Here is a 15,899-nt window from a genome sequence, read left to right on the forward strand (position 1 = left end):
AAGGCGGTATAATCCCGCGATTTTTTTAGCTCAACTCATTCCGGGAGAACACCAATGAAGATCGTGGAAGTCAGACACCCGCTGGTCAAACATAAACTGGGCCTGATGCGTGAGCATGATATCAGTACAAAGCGTTTTCGCGAGCTGGCGTCTGAAGTGGGCAGCCTGCTGACCTACGAAGCGACCGCCGATCTGGAAACAGAGCGCGTAACCATTGAGGGCTGGAACGGCCCGGTAGAGATCGACCAGATCAAAGGCAAAAAAATCACGGTGGTGCCGATTCTGCGTGCCGGTCTTGGCATGATGGAAGGGGTGCTGGAGCACGTTCCCAGCGCCCGTATCAGCGTGGTGGGCGTCTACCGCGACGAAGAGACGCTGGAGCCGGTGCCTTACTTCCAGAAGCTGGTGTCTAACATCGAAGAGCGGCTGGCACTGGTCGTCGATCCGATGCTGGCTACCGGTGGCTCTATGATCGCCACCATCGATCTCCTGAAGAAAGCGGGCTGCTCCAGCATCAAAGTGCTGGTACTGGTTGCTGCACCGGAAGGGATCGCGGCGCTGGAGAAAGCGCATCCGGACGTTGAGCTCTACACCGCGTCAGTGGATCAGGGGCTGAACGAAAAGGGTTATATCATTCCCGGACTCGGCGATGCCGGGGACAAAATTTTCGGAACCAAATAAATCGCATAGCCGACCAGAGAGTCGGCTTTTTTTTGGCAAAAAAACGTTCCCGCAACGGGTCGGGTTTGCCGTAAGGCTGACCGGCGCGTCTGCTGCTGTAGCAGCGGCGCGGACCTGCGGGAGAGATAACCTAAGGGGATAAATGATGACTCGTCGCGCCATTGGCGTCAGTGAACGACCGCCGTTACTGCAAACCATTCCGCTCAGCCTGCAACACCTGTTCGCCATGTTTGGCGCCACCGTGCTGGTGCCGATTCTGTTTCATATCAACCCGGCCACCGTGCTGCTGTTCAACGGGGTAGGCACACTGATTTATCTCTTTATCTGTAAAGGCAAAATTCCCGCCTATCTGGGGTCGAGTTTTGCGTTTATCTCGCCGGTGCTGCTGTTACTGCCGCTGGGCTATGAGGTGGCGCTGGGCGGATTTATCCTGTGCGGTGTGCTGTTCTGCATTGTGGCGCTGATCGTTAAACGTGCCGGGACCGGCTGGCTCGACGTCATGTTCCCGCCCGCAGCGATGGGGGCGATTGTCGCCGTCATCGGTCTGGAGCTGGCGGGCGTGGCCGCTAACATGGCGGGCCTGCTGCCCGCTGAAGGCAGTGCGCCTGACAGTAAAACGGTGCTGATTTCGCTGGTAACGCTGGCGGTGACGGTATTCGGTTCAGTGCTGTTCCGCGGTTTCCTGGCAATCATCCCGATTCTGGTTGGGGTAGTCGTGGGGTATCTGCTCTCCGCATTTATGGGCATCGTGGACTGGAGCGGCGTCGCGCGCGCGCCGTGGTTTGCCCTGCCAACGTTCTACACGCCACGCTTTGAGTGGGTGGCGATGCTGACGATTCTGCCTGCGGCGCTGGTGGTCATTGCCGAGCATATCGGTCATCTGGTAGTGACCGCGAACATCGTGAAGAAAGATCTGATCCGCGACCCGGGTCTGCATCGTTCGATGTTTGCCAACGGCTTATCGACAGTGATCTCCGGCTTCTTCGGTTCCACGCCGAACACCACCTACGGAGAAAACATCGGCGTGATGGCGATTACCCGTGTCTACAGTACCTGGGTTATCGGCGGTGCGGCGGTTCTGGCGATTCTGCTCTCCTGCGTCGGCAAACTGGCGGCGGTGATTCAGGCGATTCCGGTGCCGGTCATGGGCGGTGTGTCGCTGCTGCTGTATGGCGTGATTGGCGCATCCGGTATCCGCGTGCTGATCGAATCTAAAGTTGATTACAACAAGGCGCAGAACCTGATCCTCACCTCGGTGATCCTGATCATCGGCGTCAGCGGCGCGAAGGTGCATATCGGCGCGGCAGAGCTGAAAGGCATGGCGCTGGCGACGATCGTGGGTGTTGGCCTGGCGCTGATCTTCCGTGTGATCTCGTGGCTCAGACCGGAAGAAGTGGTGCTGGACGCTGACGAATCGCGCGAACCGTGATCCCGGCCTGAGTCACGGGATCGGGGCAGGGACGCCCCATTCATCTCTTTCTGAAAACTGTGTTAGACTTCCCCCGATTTTTTGCTTGTTCTCTTGCTGAGGTGCTTCTGAACACGCCGGCACAATTGTCATTGCCACTCTATTTACCAGACGACGAAACCTTCTCCAGCTTCTGGCCGGGGGAAAACCCGTCGCTGATTGCCGCACTGAAAGGCGCTCTTAACCAGCAACACGGCAGCTATCTCTACTTCTGGTCACGCGAAGGAGGAGGGCGAAGCCATCTGCTGCACGCCGCCTGCGCGGAAATGTCAGCGCGCAACGAGGCGGTCGGCTATGTGCCGCTCGATAAACGCACCTGGTTTGTGCCGGAAGTGCTGGAAGGGATGGAGCAGCTTTCACTGGTCTGCATTGATAACATTGAATGCATTGCCGGTGAGCCGGAGTGGGAAATGGCGATCTTCGATCTTTATAACCGTATTCTGGAAACCGGCAACACACGGCTGTTAATCACCGGCGATCGACCACCGCGTCAGCTTAATCTGCAACTGCCCGACCTCGCATCCCGGCTGGACTGGGGGCAGATCTATCGCCTGCAGCCGCTTTCCGACGAAGACAAACTCCAGGCACTTCAGCTGCGTGCCGGACTCCGCGGTTTTGAACTGCCGGAAGATGTGGGCCGCTTCCTGCTGAAGCGGCTGGATCGTGAAATGCGCACCCTGTTCGATACGCTGGATCGGCTCGATCGCGCCTCTATCAGCGCCCAGCGTAAACTTACCATTCCGTTCGTGAAAGAGACGCTCGGCCTTTAAAGAATGTCGAGCACCGCTTCCGGCGGGCGACCGATTCGCGCCCTGTCGCCCCTGATCACAATGGGTCTTTCAATCAGCACCGGATTGCTCACCAGCGCATCCAGCAGCGCACTTTCGCTTTTGCCACTGAGCGCCAGCTCGCGATAGAGCGCCTCTTTAGTCCGCATCAACTCCCGGGCACTCTGCATCCCCAGCTTCTGCAACAGGATTTGCAGCGTTTCGCGATCGGGCGGCGTCTGCAGATAGAGCACGACCTCCGGCTCAATCCCGCGAGCGGTCAGCAGCGCCAGCGTTTCGCGGCTCTTGCTGCAGCGCGGGTTGTGATAAATCGTCACCATCCTGACTCTCCTTATAGGGCAGTGGATTTCACCCTTTCTGATACTGTTTAAAGCGCTGCTGTAACTGGCGCAACTGGTCGATACGGGCGTCGTAGCGCGCCTGCTTCAGGCTGCCGAGCGGCACCTGGGCGCTGGCGCTGCTGAGGGTCGTGATGGCCTGGTCGAGCTGGCCATTCAGCGCCAGGCTCTCCGCGCGTGCAGAGAGCTCTTCATCGTTCAGCCCCTGCCCGGCAGACGCCTGAGCCAGCAGATCCCAGCCGTTGGGATCATCTTTGTTGGCCCAGGTGTAGCGATTCAGAATCCGGCTGGCGCTCGCGTACTGCTTCGCTTCAACATAGGCATTGGCAAGGTTGAGCTGGATGACCGGGCTGTTTTTTGCTCCGCTGGCGGCGCTCAGCAGCGCGATGGCCTGCTGTGGCTGATTCAGGCCGATGTCGATGTCCGACATGATATCCAGGAACCAGACATTGCCGGGCTGTTTCGCCAGTAACGGCGTCATGATGCGTTTCGCATCGGCAAAGCTTTTCGCCTGAAGAAACTGTATGGCTTTGCCATATTGCGATGCCATCTGCTCACGGGCGTTGCCGCCCGCATACTGGCTCAGCAGCTCGTCGGTGAGCTGATTGCGCCCTGTCGGGTACATCCCCAGCGCACGCACTTTTGCCAGATAGAAATCTTCCGTCGACTGCACCACCACGGGCCGCATCTGGTTCGCCCGGTTACGGGCATCCGCCAGACGGCTGTCAGGCAGCGGGTGCGTCAGCAGGATTTCAGGCGGCTTCGAGGAGAAGCGACTCTGATCGGCCAGTTTCTGCAGGAAATTCGGCATCGCCTGCGGATCAAATCCGGCACGCTGCAGAACCTGAATCCCGATACGGTCGGCCTCCTGCTCATTGCCCTGGGTAAAGCTGATGATGCCCTGCTGCGTACCCGCCAGGGTGCCGGTCAGGGCGGCCATCCCTGCCTGCGGGCTGGCCATTGCCAGCAGAATCGATCCCAGTGCGCCAACCCAGGTCAGCGGCGCATTGCGTTTCTGATCTTCCATTGCGCGTGCCAGATGGCGCTGGGTAACGTGTGAAATTTCATGCGCCATCACCGATGCGAGCTGGCTTTCATTCTCGGTAAAACGGAACAGCGCCGAGTGCAGCACCACGTTGCCCCCGAAGAAGGCAAAGGCGTTGAGCTCATCGTTCTGAATCAGGAAAAAGTGGAAGGGCGTTTTCACGGCGTCGGCATGTGAGACCAGGCGCTGGCCCAGCTGATTGATGTACTGATTCAGCAGCGGATCGTTAATCAGCGGGGCACTGGCGCGCAGCTGGCGTACATAGAAGTCGCCCATCTGCAGCTCCTGATTGATCGACAGCGTTGAACCGGCCGTGGTGCCGATATCAGGCAGCGAATCGCTGACATCGGCGTAAGCCGGTGACAACGTCGTGGAAATAAGGGCTGGAAGGAGCGCGGCGATCAGCGTTTTCTTTAAGCGGTTCAACATGCCTTAATCCTGTAGAGAGGCTCTGAGAGTGGACAGATGCGCAGCGGGAACGTTCCCTTTTTCGCCAGGCACAGCGGTCCGGCCCTATCTTAACCAGAGCACTAAAAGAAAGAAACGGCGTTTTCTGTCGGCTGCCTGGCGTAAATTCTGCAAGATCGTGGATTTTGGCGAAAAAAATTGAACATCCTGGAAACCTAAACGGTAGTTAAACGACACCATCCCCAAAAGGATTACCGCGTGAGAAAGAGGGAATAGGACGCGTTATTCAATGGATCCCGTTATGCTTCGACGTAATAAAGACGATTCTGCTGTCGGTTAATTAAAAAGATAACCACTCTTTGTTTAAAGTTATGTAAATTTGCTCAAAAAAATTGAAAATGGCACGTTTTTTTCCAGGTCTACTCTGAAAAAGTTGCCGAAAAGATACCCTGGCATTCCTGTTTAACATCAAAAAATTAAATCGTGAGTGACGTCGCCGGACGAGTAATTCAGCTAAGCATGGCTGCGTTTTATTCATTAGCAGAGAGAGCGCGTCAGAAAAATAAGTAAATTATCAGCGCCATTTTTTAAAAGAACGCGTTTCCCGCTGCATGAAACTTTTCGATTAAGTCTGCCTGTGAATCATTTTAGGCAGTTATCACTGCTGTGATGGTCTGAATTTACCCAGGCGAGAATTATACCGGTGCTGTGATATAGATAGCCGACCTGATTCAGTCCTGAATCTGCCAGCCATTATTTGATTTGCCGGAGAGAAGTAATATGCGTTCAGTGGTTTCATACGCGTTAATCGCCATTATTGGCGGCGTCGTTGGCGCGGCTGTCACTCAGAGTGGCGTTATTTATGACAAAGTCTCACGCCATTTTGCAACCGAGCCTCAGGAAGCCGAAGGATTCTGGAGCACACCCGCCATTGAAGGGTATGGCAAAATTCATTATGAGCCTGACGCCGCGTTTAAACCGGTCGCGGGCCTCAGCAATAAAATCGTTTTCCAGATCACCCGCAGCGACGGCGCCATGACCGCCCCCAATCTGGGACTGGAGCGCGTGGCGCGCGTGGTGAATCTCTATATCGCCTCGGGTGTGCCAGCGGATCAGCTGAAGTTTGTGGTTTCAGTCACCGGTGATGCGACCCCGGCCATGCTGGACAACGCCCATTTCAGACAGTTTTATGGCATCGACAATCCAAACCTGAAGCTGATTAATGAGCTGAATCAGGCGGGTGTGAAAGTATCAGTCTGCGATCAGTCTGTGGCCTTCCATCACTACCCCAATAACTGGATTGATAAATCGGTCATCCATGCGCTTTCCAGTCCGACTACCGTATCAACCCTGCAGAATCAGGGTTACGCGTGGCTGGCAATGTAATGAATATTTTATATAACCGGGAGAAGAGTGAATGCGTCCAGCAGCATTAGTTGTTATGGCGGCCGTGGCCGGATTTATTGGTGGCAACGTTTTACAGGTGCCAGCGTTATTTGAAAAAGTCAGTGGCAAAGTGGCCGATAATAAAACTGAGCCCGCTGATTTCTGGAGTACGCCAGCAATTGAGGGGTATGGAAAAATACACTATGTGGATACCCCCGCATTTAAACCCGGCACTACCGCAGGCCTGAGTAATAAGATTGTTTTCCAGATCAACCATAATGACGGGGATATCCGCAAGCCGAATCTGGGGCTGGAGCGCGTGGCTCGCGTCACCAACCTCTATTATGCGGCGGGTGTGCCACTCGACCAGCTGAAGTTTGTGGTTTCAATCAATGGCGATGCGGTCTCTTCGGCTCTGAATAATGCACAGTTCAGTAAAGCCTACGGGGTTGATAACCCGAACCTGAAGCTGATTAGCGAACTGAAAAAAGCGGGCGTTCAGGTCACTATCTGCGACCAGTCCGTGGCGTTTCATCAGCTCGAGCGCAACTGGATCGATCCAATGGTCACACACACCATCTCCAGCGGCACCACCGTGGCGACGCTGGAAAACAGTGGCTACGCTTTCCTGATGCTGTAAGCGCCTGACAGCGGCGTCACGGCCGCTGTCATCTGCTGGTTTCCCGGACCATTCACTCTCTGGCAACGCTCTCCTGCACAATCCTGCCTTTTCCTGGCGGTTTCAGCCCGCGCAGCCTGCTGCCGTCGGTTGTTAATGACGGGCGCAAGTCGGACAGCCCGGAGTCTTCCCCGTTCATCTTTGTGCGCTGAAGCAGTGGCATAAAAGGATTCAGGGCCAGGCTAATCTGCAGGCTGTGCGGTAAAATTTGTCTTAATGCTGCTTAAAAGAGGTGACACCGTGTAAACTTAAGTCCGGACCTCAGGGCTTCTGACACAGTAAAACAATCAGGCATTCAGGACATGACACTCTTCTTCAGGGCGGCGACGCCATGCTAAAGCTCTTTCGGCTTAAAGCCGATTTGCGCAATCTGATCGCCCTGCTGGTGATTGCCAGCATCGTCATCACGCTGACCAACACCCTCTACGCCACCTGGCGCGTACAGCGGCAGGTGCTGATTGATACCACGCTCGAGGCTAACCGGGCCTATGCTGCCAAGCTGGCCTCAACCAGCGAAATTTTCTTTCAGCTGGCGCAGTCTCAGCTCCACTACAGCGCCAGTCAACTGAGTCGTGACTTTAACAATGAAACGTTGCTGAAGAGCGAGGTTAACCGCCTGCGTGAACAGACCACCAGTTTCAACTCGGTGGCGGTGGTGGATGCGCAGGGGATGGTCAAAGCCATCTCCCCGGAATCACTGACGCTGCAGGGGATGCATCTTACCAGCGACGCCTCGCGGGAAGCACTGACTCTGCGGCAGCCGATCATCAGTAAGCCGACACTTTCTGCTGCCAATAACCTGCTGGTGTTTGTCTCCTGGCCTGTCTGGAGTGGGGAAGGTGACTATCTTGGCTATGTTGGCGGCACGATCTATCTGAAGAAAAAAAGCATCCTGAACACGCTGCTGGGAGAGCAGTTCTATCGGGATGGCACCACGGTTTATGTGCTCGACAGCAATAATGAGGTGCTCTATCACCAGAATCGTCAGCTGATTGGCAAAATTATGCCCGCTATCGTCAGCCCGCATGATGAGCAGACCAATGGTTCGCTGATACTCAGCGGCTCAGGGGAATCCATGCAGCTGGCCGGGTTTGCGGTGGTGCCGACTACGGGCTGGACGGTAGTGGCGCTCAAGCCGATCAATGCCACGCTGAATCCGCTCTCGGGCCTGTTAATGAAAGTGCTGAAGAATTCGGTCCCCTTAGCACTGGTGACGCTGCTGGTTGCCGTGTTGCTGGCGCGGCTGATTGCCCGTCCGCTTTTCCAGCTAGCCCGTAAAGCCAGTCAGATGGATGCGCAGGGGGTGTCAAAAGAGATTGGTGGCATCACCGCGTGGTATTTCGAGGCTGCGCAGGTTAAGCGGGCTCTGCTTACCGGCATTGGTCTGGTGCAGGATAAGATTGGTCGCCTCAACTCAGAAGTGCAGACTGACCCGCTGACCCGGTTGCTGAATCGCCGGGGTCTGAACGCGGTGCTGGAGTATTACCGCACGCTGCGTCAGCCCTTTGCGGTGCTGGCGCTGGACATCGATCATTTCAAAAGCGTTAACGACAGCTGGGGCCATGACGTAGGCGATCGGGTCATTCAGCAGGTGGCGAGCACACTGCGCGCCAGCGCCCGTCACTCTGATGTGGTATGCCGCAATGGCGGAGAGGAGTTTCTGATGCTGCTGCCGGGCACGTCACTGGAGGAGGCGCAGGTCATCGCCGAACGTGTGCGGCTGGGCATCGCCGAAGCATGGCTCACCGATGTCGGCAGGATCACCCTTTCTATTGGCGTGGCGGCCTGGAACGGGTCGACGGAGGGCGGGCTGGAAGGCAGCTTAAAACAGGCAGATGCAGCGCTTTATCAGGCGAAAAATGCCGGACGAAACTGCGTCATTGTCGCAGCATCCTGAAGGCAGCATAAAAACAGCGAAGGGCAGGCAGGGCACAGCAGCCACGCTGCTGTGCCCCTGAACATCAGGCTGACTTAACGTACTCCAGCACCATGTCGTGATGATTTGAGGTTTTAAAGTTATCAAAGACTTTTTCAACCTTGCCCTCAGCATCAACCAGGAAGCTGATGCGATGAATACCGTCATAGGTTTTCCCCATAAACGTTTTTTCACCCCAGACGCCAAACGCCTGGCAGACTTCATGGTTTTCATCTGAGAGTAGGGTAAAGTTCAGCAGCTCTTTTTCAGCAAAGCGTGACAGTTTTTCTGGTTTGTCAGTGCTGATACCCAGCACTTCCACGCCCGCTTTTTTCAACTCATCCATATTGTCACGCAGACCGCACGCCTGCACGGTGCAGCCCGGTGTCATCGCCTTCGGGTAGAAGTAAACCAGAACGCGCTGTCCCTGGAAGTCGGTCAGATTCACGTGTTCGCCATCCTGATCGGGCAGGCTAAATGCGGGTGCGGTATCTCCGGCTTTCAGTGGATTCATCACATCTCTCCATTTTTTATTCAGGCTGTGGGTAATACACTATCCGGCCAGAAACGGCCAGAGGCTAAATAACCTTTGCGGCGTATTTCACCACATAGCCGCGCGCCTGGCCGCCAGTAAAGTGGAGAAACAATGCCGGTTTACAGACCAAAGCTTAGCGTACCGGGCTGACAGATTCGCTGCTGTCGGCATCTGACGCGCTATAGAAGCGCAGTGACCCCTGAGCATTCAGTTCCTGACATAGCGCATTAAAGGCCTGCTCAAACGTCGTGCCACGGGTTCGCGTCGGGCTATGGGCTGTCATTTGAATATAGAGCGTCGGCGGCAAATCGTGTTGCGCGGGCGTAATGCGCGACACCAGCTCCGCCACATTCATCTGATGTTTGTCGATCAAATCGGTAAAGCGTTCGATAGTATGCGGCGAATCAGCGACCTCAACCTGAATAAACGCGGTGTCAGGCATGGGTGGTCGCAGCCGGGCATTGGTGCGCTTCATCACGATCAGCAGCTCCAGCTCTGCGCCTTTCAGCGGCAGCGTCGACTCAATCAGCGTAATGGCGTTCCAGCTACCTGACAGCAGCATAATAAAGGTGAACTCATCCCCAAGCATGGCAAGACGGCTATCTTCGATATTGCAACCGCAGCTGCTGACGTGTCGGGTAATGGTATTGACGATACCCGGCCGGTCAACACCGAGTGCGGTGATGACCAGATGATGGGGCTGAGATGGCGACAAAATGGCTTTTCCTCTGCTTTCGCTAATAACCATAAGGTAAACATAAAAAAAACTGCTGACAAGCGCGGGAATAGCGTGGCTGGCTTGCTTTTCCCTAAGTGTAAAACGTACCATGAAGCACTTGTTTGTCGAGGGGATCGCCAATGTTTACGGGAAGTATTGTTGCACTCGTTACGCCAATGGATGACAGCGGTAATGTCTGCCGGTCGAGTCTGAAAAAACTGATTGATTATCATGTCGCCAGCGGCACCGCGGCGATCGTTTCCGTGGGCACCACAGGCGAATCCGCTACCCTTAGCCATGAAGAACATGGTGATGTGGTGATGCTGACCCTGGAGCTGGCCGATGGCCGTATTCCGGTGATTGCCGGTACCGGCGCCAACGCCACCGCGGAAGGCATCTCTCTGACGAAGCGTTTTGAAAATTCTGGTGTGGTAGGCTGTCTGACCGTCACGCCTTATTATAACCGTCCGACCCAGGAAGGGTTGTTCCAGCATTTTAAAGCCATCGCGAACAGCACCAGCCTGCCGCAGATGCTCTACAACGTGCCTTCACGCACCGGTTGTGACATGCTGCCGGAAACCGTCGCCCGTCTGGCTGAAATCAAAAATATTATCGGAATCAAAGAGGCCACCGGGAACTTATCACGGGTTAGCCAGATCCAAGAGCTGGTTGATGACGATTTCATTCTGGTCAGTGGCGATGACGCTACTGCTCTGGACTTTATGCAACTGGGCGGTAAAGGCGTCATTTCGGTGACGGCTAACGTGGCAGCACGTGAAATGGCTGAACTGTGTCAACTCGCACAGCAGGGCAATTTCGTCGAGGCCCGCCGCCTGAATCAGCGTCTGATGCACCTGCACCAGATGCTTTTCTGTGAACCCAATCCTATCCCGGTGAAATGGGCTGCGAAACAGCTAGGATTAATCGCTAACGACACGCTGCGTCTGCCAATGACGCCACTGACTGCAGCCGGCCAGCCGAAAGTGGAGCAGGCGCTGGTGAAAGCGGGTTTGCGATAATTTAGGGAGTTTGAATGAATTACTCAGTAAAGCGGTCAACAGTAGCCACAGTAGTGGGGCTTTCTACTCTGATGCTGTTGTCGGCCTGTTCCAGCGATCAGCGTTATAAGCGCCAGGTCAGCGGCGACGAATCTTATCTTGAAGCCACCCAGTTGAGCGAACTTAAAGCGCCTGCCGGAATGATCCTGCCGGTTCAGCGCGGTGACTACGACGTGCCGCGCACCACCAGCCAGGCGCCAGTCGGCAAACAGCTTGACATTCGTCCGCCCGCCCAGCCGCTGGCGCTGATGAACGGCACCCGCGCGCAGTTCAGCAACAACAGCGGCGCCCTGATGATCGAAAACAGCCGGGGTTCAGTCTGGCCTCAGCTCGTTAACGTGGTGCAGTCTTATAAGTTCCCTATCGCTTCACGTAATGACGCCGGCCAGCAGCTGACGACCGACTGGGTGCAGTGGAACCGCGCCGATGAAGACCAGCAGTACCGGGGTCGTTACCAGATCAGCGTGCAGTCGCAGAGCTATCAGCAGCAGGTTATCGTGCGTCTGCTGGAACTGCAGCAGGCGGGTAAAACCATTACGTCGCCAGTGCAGATCCAGCGTTACACCGCGCAGATGCTGAACGATCTCAGTACCGGTATGGATAAGATCGAAACGGCCAGCGAAAACGCAGCGTCCGGCCGCGTGACCGGATCGATTGATGTGCAGAGTGGCGCGGATGATACCGGTCTGCCGATGCTCATCCTGCGCACACCGTACAACGTGGCCTGGCAGCGTCTGCCGGACGCCATGAAGCGTGTCGGGATGGAGGTTACGGATACCACCCGCTCAACCGGCAGCCTGAAAGTGACCTACAAGTCACTGAGCAGCAGCGACTGGGATGCGATTGGCGCGAAAGATCCGGAATTGCCAAATGGCGATTACAAGGTGCAGGTCGGCGATCTCGACAACCGCACCAGTCTGCAATTCATCGACCCGAAAGGGCATGTGCTGACTCAGTCGCAGAACGACGCGCTGGTGGCCGTGTTCCAGGCGGCGCTGAACAAATAAAGTTGCCTCAGGCCGGAGATTCTCCGGCCTTTTTTTTTTGTTTTTGGCATAATAGCGCGCGGCGAAGTAAACGATTGCGTCAAGGCAATCGCCGCAGCGGCACTGGCCGCTGACCACCCGTTATTTCAAGTCTGGAGTGAACAAGATGCAAAAGCGAGCTGAGTTGTATCGCGGTAAAGCGAAAACCGTATACAGCACCGATAACCCGGATCTGCTGATACTCGAATTCCGCAACGATACGTCAGCAGGTGATGGCGCCCGAATCGAGCAGTTTGATCGCAAAGGAATGGTTAACAACAAATTTAACCACTTCATCATGACCAGATTGCAGGAAGCGGGGATCCCGACCCAGATGGAAGCGCTGCTGTCGGATACCGAAGCACTGGTGAAGAAACTGGAGATGGTACCCGTAGAGTGCGTGGTGCGTAATCGTGCTGCAGGCTCGCTGGTAAAACGTCTGGGCGTGGAAGAGGGAATGGTGCTCAATCCGCCGCTGTTTGATCTTTTCCTGAAGGATGATGCAAAGCATGACCCGATGATCAACGAATCCTACTGCGAAACCTTTGGCTGGGTCAGCAAACAGAATCTGGCGCGTATGCAGGAGCTGACTTTTAAAGCCAACGATGTGCTGAGCAAACTGTTCGACGACGCAGGGCTGATTCTGGTCGACTTCAAGCTGGAGTTTGGTCTGTTCAACGGCGAAGTGACGCTGGGCGATGAGTTTTCGCCAGACGGTGCGCGCCTGTGGGACAAAGAGACGCTCGACAAAATGGACAAAGACCGTTTCCGTCAGAGCCTCGGCGGCGTGGTGGAAGCCTATGAAGCGGTCGCGCAGCGACTGGGTGTCACACTCGACTGAGTCTGCTGCCCACAACAGCAAAAGGAGAGCCCCGGCTCTCCTTTTTTCATTTTGGCGTAAAGCTGGTGATTGCGTCATCACACAACTAAAATCATGCCATCTGAAAATGTCTGAGGGAATACAGCATGCGCTGGCAAGGGCGTCGCGAAAGCGACAATGTAGAGGACCGTCGTAGTCAATCGTCCGGTTTTGGAGGCGGAGGCCGCCAGATTCGTCTGCCGCGCGGCAAAGGCGGCATTGTGCTGCTGATTGTGGTTGCCGTGGCCGGTTATTACGGTTACGACCTGACCGCGCTGCTGACGGGCGGCGACGTGGCACCGGGCAGCCAGCAGCAGCAGACGCGCAGCGTCAGTGCTAATGATGAAGAGGCCGCAAAATTCACCAAAGTGATCCTGGCGACGACCGAAGATACCTGGGACAAACTGTTCCAGCAGATGAACAAACAGTATGTCGCCCCCAAACTGGTGATGTACCGTGGCGCAACCCGCACCGGCTGCGGCACCGGACAGTCGGTGATGGGGCCGTTCTACTGTCCTGCCGATCAGACCGTCTATATCGACCTCTCCTTCTATGACGAGATGAAAACCAAACTCGGCGCGGGCGGCGACTTTGCGCAGGGCTATGTCATCGCGCATGAAGTAGGCCATCATGTTCAGAAGCTGCTGGGTATTGAACCGAAAGTGCGTGAGATGCAGCAGGGCGCCAGTCAGAAACAGGTCAATCAGCTCTCTGTGAAGATGGAGCTGCAGGCAGACTGCTTTGCCGGTGTCTGGGGACACTACATGCAGCAGCAAAACATCCTTGAGGCGGGCGATCTGCAGGAAGCACTGAATGCCGCCGAGGCAATTGGCGATGACCGTCTGCAGCAGAAAGGCCAGGGCCGCGTCGTGCCGGACAGCTTTACGCACGGTACTTCAGAGCAGCGCTACACCTGGTTTAAGCGTGGATTTGACGGGGGCAATCCGGGGCAGTGCGACACCTTCGCCAGCAACTGATGTCTCTGCAGCAGCTGACGCAGGAGATGGAACAGGCCGGTGTACGCCGTCTGGCGGTGATCAGCGGCGACCCGGCCTGGTGTTTATCACAGGCGACAGCGTGGCGTAACACGCTCGCGGGGGACTGGCTGACCGTCAGCCCGGCACCGCTGTTTGCGGACCAGGCTGACGCGCTGGCTCTGCAGGTGCAGCCTGCGGCAGTTCGTACGCTGCTCGGGCGTGAGTTTCGTCATGCCCTGTTTGACGCCCGCCACGGCTTTCACGCCGAGGCGTTCGCGGCGCTGGCCGGTACGCTTACCGCCGGCAGCTGGCTCCTGCTCATGGTGCCGCCCTGGGATCGCTGGGCGCAGCAGCCCGATGCCGACAGCCTGCGCTGGGCAGATGTCGCCGACCCCATCGTCACGCCACATTTTGTCCACCATCTGCAACAGCGCATCACGGCGGACGACCAGGTCCTGCTGGCGCGTCAGCATCAGCCCTGCCGTTTTCCGCCCCAATCCGCCTGGCCGCAATGGCACTGTCAGGCGCCGCAGCAGCAGCAGGCGATACTCGACCAGCTGATGGCGCTGCCGTCGGGTGTGGCGGTGCTGACCGCTGCCCGGGGCCGCGGTAAATCGGCGCTGGCGGGCATGCTGGCGCGCCAGGCGGGTGCCTGTCTGGTTACGGCGCCCGCCAGAGCCTCCACAACGGTACTGGCTGCCTTTGCCGCGGAGGCGTTTCACTTTATGGCGCCGGATGCACTGCTGGCGCTGGAGACGCCACCCGCGGCGGCGTGGCTGATTGTGGATGAGGCCGCGGCCATCCCGGCACCGCTGCTGCAGGCGCTGGTAAGCCGCTATCCCCGCACGCTGCTGACGACTACCGTTCAGGGCTACGAAGGCAGCGGGCGCGGCTTTATCCTGAAATTCTGCGCCGGTCTTGAGAACGTGCACTATTTCACGCTAAATGAGCCGCTCCGCTGGTCGCGTGCCGACCCGCTGGAGCAGTGGCTGAACCAGGCGCTGCTGTTTGAGGATGCGGCGGTGACTGAACCAGCATCCGCCGCGCCGGTTACGCCGCAGCGGGTCGCGCAGGATGATTTCAGTGCGCTGGATGCCGCTTACCGTCTGCTCACCAGCGCACACTATCGCACTTCGCCGCTGGATCTGCGTCGCCTGCTGGATGCGCCCGGTATGCAGCTGTGGCGCGCTGGCACGCTGTCAGCCCTGCAGGGCGCGCTCTGGCTGGTGGAGGAGGGCGGGCTTGAACCGGATCTGGCACAGGCCGTCTGGGCAGGCACCCGGCGACCCCGGGGTAATCTGGTGGCGCAGTCGCTGGCGGCGCACGCGGGACTGGCGGAGGCAGCGACCCTGCGGTCGCTGCGGATCAGCCGCATTGCCGTGGCGGCGGAGAGCCGTCGTCAGGGCATTGGTCAGCAGCTTGTTGCGGCCGCCGCCAGTGCCGCGACCAGGCATGACTATCTTTCCGTCAGCTTCGGCTACACTCATTCACTCTGGGCCTTCTGGCGCGCCTGTGGTTTTACACTGGTGCGGATAGGCACCCAGCGCGAAGCCAGCAGCGGCTGCTATGCCGCAATGGCGATACGGCCCTGTTCGGCGGCAGGCGAGGCGTTGCAGCGTCGCGCAGCCGCGCAACTGGCGCGCGACTGGCCACGGATGCGGCACATTATTGATCTGGAACTGGCGCTGGAAGCGGTCGCTGACGAGGGCCTGACCACCCAGGATATTCAGCTGGCCGCTGGATTTGCCTGGGCGCAGCGGCCACTGGAAGCGAGCCTGCCGGTACTGCAGCGCCTGGTTGAGGCCGTTGTCGTGCCCGACCCGCTGCTGGCGGCGGCGGTAAAAACCCCTGACGCGCTCAGCCCGCTGGCTCAACAGGCGGGCCTCAGCGGACGCAAAGCGCTGATCGCCGCGCTGCGCCAGCGGGCCGCAGCCGGACTCCATGCCCTGGGCGTGACGGCGGATCGACTCTGCCTGCCGTTGAAATAATTCGACCATCGGGTTCAAATAATCGCCCTGT

General features: G+C 57.2%; 15 protein-coding genes. 11 read left to right on the forward strand and 4 right to left on the reverse strand.

All coding sequences use genetic code 11. The features are described from left to right. Positions 1-54: 54 nt before the first annotated feature. The 3 genes from upp to hda all read left to right on the forward strand — a co-directional run bounded on the left by upp (position 55) and on the right by hda (position 2,919). On the forward strand, positions 55-681 hold the full coding sequence (upp, locus tag RT657_RS15355; RefSeq protein ID WP_111139322.1) for a uracil phosphoribosyltransferase: 627 nt from the start codon (positions 55-57) through the stop codon (positions 679-681). A 145-nt stretch (positions 682-826) separates the two neighbouring features. Then, the gene (uraA, locus tag RT657_RS15360; RefSeq protein ID WP_313655541.1) at positions 827-2,110 is read left to right on the forward strand and encodes a uracil permease; all 1,284 of its coding nucleotides are present in this window, start codon (positions 827-829) and stop codon (positions 2,108-2,110) included. A gap of 107 nt (positions 2,111-2,217) precedes the next feature. Next, positions 2,218-2,919, forward strand: coding sequence for a DnaA inactivator Hda (gene hda / locus RT657_RS15365; RefSeq protein ID WP_313655542.1), 702 nt, complete (start codon positions 2,218-2,220; stop codon positions 2,917-2,919). Here hda and arsC read toward each other — a convergent pair. Beyond that, on the reverse strand, positions 2,916-3,257 hold the full coding sequence (gene arsC, locus RT657_RS15370) for an arsenate reductase (glutaredoxin) (RefSeq protein WP_313655484.1): 342 nt from the start codon (positions 3,255-3,257) through the stop codon (positions 2,916-2,918). The genes hda and arsC overlap by 4 nt on opposite strands. Before the next feature lie 28 nt (positions 3,258-3,285). Continuing rightward, the gene (locus RT657_RS15375) at positions 3,286-4,749 is read right to left on the reverse strand and encodes a M48 family metallopeptidase (protein WP_313655485.1); all 1,464 of its coding nucleotides are present in this window, start codon (positions 4,747-4,749) and stop codon (positions 3,286-3,288) included. 759 nt (positions 4,750-5,508) lie between these two features. Here RT657_RS15375 and RT657_RS15380 point away from each other — a divergent pair. The 3 genes from RT657_RS15380 to RT657_RS15390 all read left to right on the forward strand — a co-directional run bounded on the left by RT657_RS15380 (position 5,509) and on the right by RT657_RS15390 (position 8,690). Beyond that, positions 5,509-6,114, forward strand: a complete 606-nt coding sequence (locus tag RT657_RS15380; RefSeq protein ID WP_313655487.1) for a DsrE family protein — start codon at positions 5,509-5,511, stop codon at positions 6,112-6,114. A 31-nt stretch (positions 6,115-6,145) separates the two neighbouring features. Beyond that, positions 6,146-6,754, forward strand: coding sequence for a DsrE family protein (locus RT657_RS15385; protein WP_313655488.1), 609 nt, complete (start codon positions 6,146-6,148; stop codon positions 6,752-6,754). A gap of 370 nt (positions 6,755-7,124) precedes the next feature. Further along, the gene (locus RT657_RS15390) at positions 7,125-8,690 is read left to right on the forward strand and encodes a sensor domain-containing diguanylate cyclase (protein ID WP_313655489.1); all 1,566 of its coding nucleotides are present in this window, start codon (positions 7,125-7,127) and stop codon (positions 8,688-8,690) included. 64 nt (positions 8,691-8,754) lie between these two features. Here RT657_RS15390 and bcp read toward each other — a convergent pair whose 3' ends face one another. Both bcp and RT657_RS15400 read right to left on the reverse strand, forming a co-directional pair. Further along, positions 8,755-9,222 carry a thioredoxin-dependent thiol peroxidase gene (bcp, locus tag RT657_RS15395; protein ID WP_111139330.1) on the reverse strand — a complete coding sequence of 156 codons (468 nt, stop codon included), beginning with the start codon at positions 9,220-9,222 and terminating at the stop codon, positions 8,755-8,757. A 154-nt stretch (positions 9,223-9,376) separates the two neighbouring features. Beyond that, a complete protein-coding gene (locus RT657_RS15400) occupies positions 9,377-9,958 on the reverse strand; it encodes a glycine cleavage system transcriptional repressor (RefSeq protein WP_313655490.1) in 582 nt (193 codons plus the stop codon). A 143-nt stretch (positions 9,959-10,101) separates the two neighbouring features. Here RT657_RS15400 and dapA point away from each other — a divergent pair, with 143 nt between their 5' ends. The 5 genes from dapA (at position 10,102) to RT657_RS15425 (ending at position 15,868) form a co-directional block, all read left to right on the forward strand. Next, a complete protein-coding gene (dapA, locus tag RT657_RS15405; protein WP_128086592.1) occupies positions 10,102-10,980 on the forward strand; it encodes a 4-hydroxy-tetrahydrodipicolinate synthase in 879 nt (292 codons plus the stop codon). Positions 10,981-10,994: 14 nt separating this feature from the next. After that, entirely contained in the window at positions 10,995-12,026 is a 1,032-nt protein-coding gene (gene bamC, locus RT657_RS15410; RefSeq protein WP_313655491.1) for an outer membrane protein assembly factor BamC, read from the forward strand. A gap of 145 nt (positions 12,027-12,171) precedes the next feature. Beyond that, entirely contained in the window at positions 12,172-12,885 is a 714-nt protein-coding gene (purC, locus tag RT657_RS15415; protein WP_313655492.1) for a phosphoribosylaminoimidazolesuccinocarboxamide synthase, read from the forward strand. 125 nt (positions 12,886-13,010) lie between these two features. Continuing rightward, on the forward strand, positions 13,011-13,880 hold the full coding sequence (locus tag RT657_RS15420; RefSeq protein WP_313655494.1) for a neutral zinc metallopeptidase: 870 nt from the start codon (positions 13,011-13,013) through the stop codon (positions 13,878-13,880). Then, positions 13,880-15,868 (forward strand): GNAT family N-acetyltransferase, encoded by a 1,989-nt coding sequence (locus tag RT657_RS15425; RefSeq protein ID WP_313655544.1) that lies wholly within the window; start codon positions 13,880-13,882, stop codon positions 15,866-15,868. Before RT657_RS15420 ends, RT657_RS15425 begins: the two co-directional genes overlap by 1 nt. The last annotated feature ends 31 nt before the right edge of the window (positions 15,869-15,899 follow it).

It is taken from the genome of Pantoea sp. (assembly GCF_032114055.1).
Classification (GTDB): domain Bacteria; phylum Pseudomonadota; class Gammaproteobacteria; order Enterobacterales; family Enterobacteriaceae; genus Pantoea.